Source organism: Acetivibrio straminisolvens JCM 21531 (assembly GCF_000521465.1).
Lineage (GTDB): Bacteria > Bacillota > Clostridia > Acetivibrionales > Acetivibrionaceae > Hungateiclostridium > Hungateiclostridium straminisolvens.
Genome location: NZ_BAVR01000115.1, coordinates 1 through 3709 on the forward strand (window position 1 = coordinate 1; position 3709 = coordinate 3709).

Here is a 3709-nt window from a genome sequence, read left to right on the forward strand (position 1 = left end):
CCAAATTTTTATTGACATTTACATTCAAACGAGAATCCAAACTCAAATATTAAATATGTAATTAGCGAATCAAGATTTAATGCTTCCCAATTATGTAAAACGAAGAAAGGCATAAAACAAATGTCGGATGAGTGGCTCCTTGAGGATGGTGGTAAAAGAATTTTGGAAGCAGTGTCAACGCCGGGATATTTTTGGTTCTTTCCAATATAGGAATATAAATAATCTTGTGTATCAGAAGTTCTGCAACCCTTCCTGGCAAGCAATTTTAGGTTTTCAAAGTTTACAGAATATAGTCGTAAATTACTTCCACATTATATATTATTGCCAGTTTTGTCAGGTTTCATACATAAATTTGATTTAATTTGGCCATAATTGATTATAATGGGATATATTGGCCTTTTCTCCACTCTTTTTTATTTTGTGAGGTCTAGCCCGTCCGGCGATGAGGACGAGCCTTGAGGGCGGTGGGGGTGATTGCTTTTAAATATAGTTCTCCAATCTGCCTGGATACTGAATCATTAGTTGGCTGAGTACTCTATCCCAATTCTTATACCGTTGTGTCCACTTCTTTACTACATTCATTGACGCCAAATACAGCATCTTTTCCAGTGAACTGTCACTTGGAAACATTGTCTTCGTTTTTGTGACTTTGCGATACTGTCGATGCAATCCTTCAATGATGTTAGTGGTGTAAATTATTCTCCTTATTTCTTCAGGAAATTTATAAAACGGACTTATCACATCCCAGTTGTTTGCCCAACTTTGTATTGCATATGGGTATTCCTTTCCCCATTTGCCCTTAATTTCACAAAACTTCTCCAATGCTACTTCTTCGTTAATTGCTCGATATACTTCCTTAAAGTCATTGCTAAAAGCTTTTATATCCTTGAAGGATACATATTTAAAGGAATTTCGAAGTTGATGTATTATGCAGCGTTGTACTTCGGCCTTTGGATATGCTGCATTTATCGCTTCTTTTATGCCTGTAAGTCCGTCAACGCAAAATATTAGCACATCCTCCACCCCTCTGTTCTTAAGATCATTTAATACTCCAAGCCAAAACTTTGATGATTCGTTATCACCTATCCAAATCCCCAAAATATCTTTACTTCCTTCTACTGTGACACCAACAACAACATAGGCTGCTCGGTTTACTATCCTTCCTTCATCCCGTACTTTATAGTGAATTGCATCGATAAAGACAAATGTGTATATAGGCTCCAGTGGTCTTTGTTGCCATTCCTTGATTTCCGGCGCTATCCTGTCTGTAATTTTGCTAACCATTTCAGTCGACAAACTAAAGCCGTAAAGTTCTTCAATTTGTTCACTTATATCCCGGGTAGACATTCCTCTGGCATACAAAGCAATAACTTTTTCTTCAATTCCGGAAACATCCCTCTGATACCTGGGTATAATTTGAGGTTTAAATTCTCCTTTGCGGTCCCTTGGTACTTGGATTTCAACCTCTCCAAATTCACTTTTTATGGTTTTTGCTGAATAACCGTTTCGACTATTATCTGTATTTTTGTTTTCCACATCATCTTTTGCATATCCTAATTTAGCCTCAAGTTCTGCTTCGAGAAGCTCTTGGATAATATCCTTAAAGATATCTTTTAGATATGCGCTTACATCAGCAACACTTTGGAAATTATTACCCTTAATTATTTCTTTTACTTGTTCTTTTGATAATGTTGACATAAAAAATCTCCTCCTTGGATATTATTTTGTAATTCTTGCCAAGAAGGAGACTTTTAATTCTTCTATACACAAAATTTTAAACATCCTCAAATTCTCCAGCAGCATCAAGGATTCTCTTGACTGACATGTGACTAATCTCCTCAAATATTTTCTGTTCAATGGCTACTGTTTTAAGCCGATGCAGAGTCCATGAGTTAAATGGATATCCTAAAGTTCTGGGAGAAACTTTGGTAAGTTCAATTAACTGAGTCTTTTGGTTATCAGTCCTGGTTGTAGGTCTTCCAGTATGCTTTTTAGGATAGATACACTGTATACCTTCATTGTTAAATGCATTTATAATGACAGCAATATTATGTTGAGAGTAATGATAGGTTTCAGAAAGCTTTTTTGAATCCATTCCCTCACTTGAAGCCAGGATGACTTGCGCATAACGTATGGTTTTACTGGAAGTTGAAGTTTTAATAGCTTTCCTTAACTCATTGTTCTCCTCAGCAGTCAGTTTTCTTATGAATAATTTTTTATTTGATCCATAGTTCATTTTGACCATCCTCTCTATGATATATAATATAGAGGGGTGGCAACTTAATTACTAGATGTAAATTCTGTTAACTGGCACTAGATTCAAAAGGCAATGTTTTGGTGGTAGAAGAGAAAAAGCTTGAAATTACAGATGAATTTGTCAAGGTTTATAACTTCAAGGTGAATGATTTTCACACATATCATGTTGGTAATGATGGAATACTGGTACATAATGCAAACTATAAAACAGAAACTGGCAAAATTGATATAGAAGTTAGTAAGTCTGATTTGGATCAATATAGGCAAAGACTGGGAGTATCTGAAACTCATACGGTAGCGGTTGGAAAAACAGATGTACCAGGACTTGAGGGACAGACTTTTTGTGGAGCTTCACCGAAGGTTAGACAAGAAGCAGGACTTCCTAGCCTGGATAAAATAGCACCCAATCGTGAAATAAAAGCTCCTACAAATGTTCCACTAAATAGAAACCATGCAGAAGAAGAACTAATGCATGAATTTGTGGAAGCAGTTAAAAAAGCAGGATTAAAACCGGATGAGGTCCGGGGGACATTGAATATTATCCAATCTAACCCTAGAGGAGTATGTCCTACGTGTTTACAAGAGCTGAGTGACCCTAACGTATCTCCGGGGTGTATTTAGGCAACTAAGTGAAAAGTTTCCTAATTTAAAAATAAAGGTTACTACTCCTGGAGCTGAAGGGGTAAAGCCTTTCGGTAGACAGAATTTTACTTTATTAAACGGTAGATATATTTAATAAAAAATACAAGAGGTGAAATATATGGAATTTATAAACAATATCACCATTAGAGCAAGGGTGGCTTTTTATTTAGCTGTTGCGCAGAAAGCTTTTGAAGGGTTGTCAGAAAATGATCAAGGATATTTGCAAGCAGATGAAGCATTAAAGCAGTGCTGGAATTGGCTTAAAGGGAAAAATATATCAGGAGATGAATTGTGCGAGTATCTTGAAAATGAAAGAGATACAGGTCTAATGGTATACAGCAGTTTTGTACAAGGGGACCCTGTAAAAGAACCAATATGGATTACAATTATCACTGCATTAATGTATACTATATGGCAGGCATATCAAATTGAAAATGAAAAATATCTTCCTGAGTCAATTGAGCAAGTTGATGAAGGAACTATTGATATATTAATTGAATATGCTAAAAAATGTGCAAATTATGATGAGCATTGGATTAAGTTATTAGAGAATTATTTACTTGAAAAATACAGAACGACAAATATGAATGAGGTTGGTATTGCAATATTGAAGGATGAGATTATGGGTATTAGGTAACTTTGAGTATTTCAAGTTTAGAGCCGATATATTCAAATCCATAGTTTTAAAGTAAAAGAAGAAGAAAACGAGCCGGCGGTGGCTTGATTTGAAATATAGCTACGTTTTACTTGCTTTTTCAAAATAGAAGTAATATAATAATGCCAAGAAAAGGTAGAAAGTTTCTTGGCATTA

Annotated in this window: 3 protein-coding genes and 1 pseudogene; 2 read left to right on the forward strand and 2 right to left on the reverse strand. The window is 35.4% G+C overall.

Annotated elements, in window-relative coordinates; translation table 11 throughout:
• Positions 1 to 480: 480 nt before the first annotated feature.
• Together JCM21531_RS16685 and JCM21531_RS18750 are read right to left on the reverse strand one after the other, a co-directional pair.
• Positions 481 to 1698, reverse strand: coding sequence for an IS256 family transposase (locus JCM21531_RS16685; RefSeq protein WP_038291507.1), 1218 nt, complete (start codon positions 1696 to 1698; stop codon positions 481 to 483).
• Positions 1699 to 1774: 76 nt separating this feature from the next.
• Entirely contained in the window at positions 1775 to 2236 is a 462-nt protein-coding gene (locus JCM21531_RS18750) for a helix-turn-helix domain-containing protein (protein ID WP_023062499.1), read from the reverse strand.
• A 77-nt stretch (positions 2237 to 2313) separates the two neighbouring features.
• Here JCM21531_RS18750 and JCM21531_RS24945 point away from each other — a divergent pair.
• Positions 2314 to 2877 (forward strand): annotated as a pseudogene (locus JCM21531_RS24945) (polymorphic toxin-type HINT domain-containing protein); the annotation flags it as partial.
• A gap of 139 nt (positions 2878 to 3016) precedes the next feature.
• Entirely contained in the window at positions 3017 to 3535 is a 519-nt protein-coding gene (locus JCM21531_RS16700; protein ID WP_020457684.1) for an Imm6 family immunity protein, read from the forward strand.
• Positions 3536 to 3709: the final 174 nt, after the last annotated feature.

Coding starts and splice junctions, on each gene's coding strand:
- JCM21531_RS16685 (WP_038291507.1), bottom strand. CDS start 1,698: ATGTCAACATTATCAAAAGAACAAGTAAAAGAAATAATTAAGGGTAAT.
- JCM21531_RS16700 (WP_020457684.1), top strand. CDS start 3,017: ATGGAATTTATAAACAATATCACCATTAGAGCAAGGGTGGCTTTTTAT.
- JCM21531_RS18750 (WP_023062499.1), bottom strand. CDS start 2,236: ATGAACTATGGATCAAATAAAAAATTATTCATAAGAAAACTGACTGCT.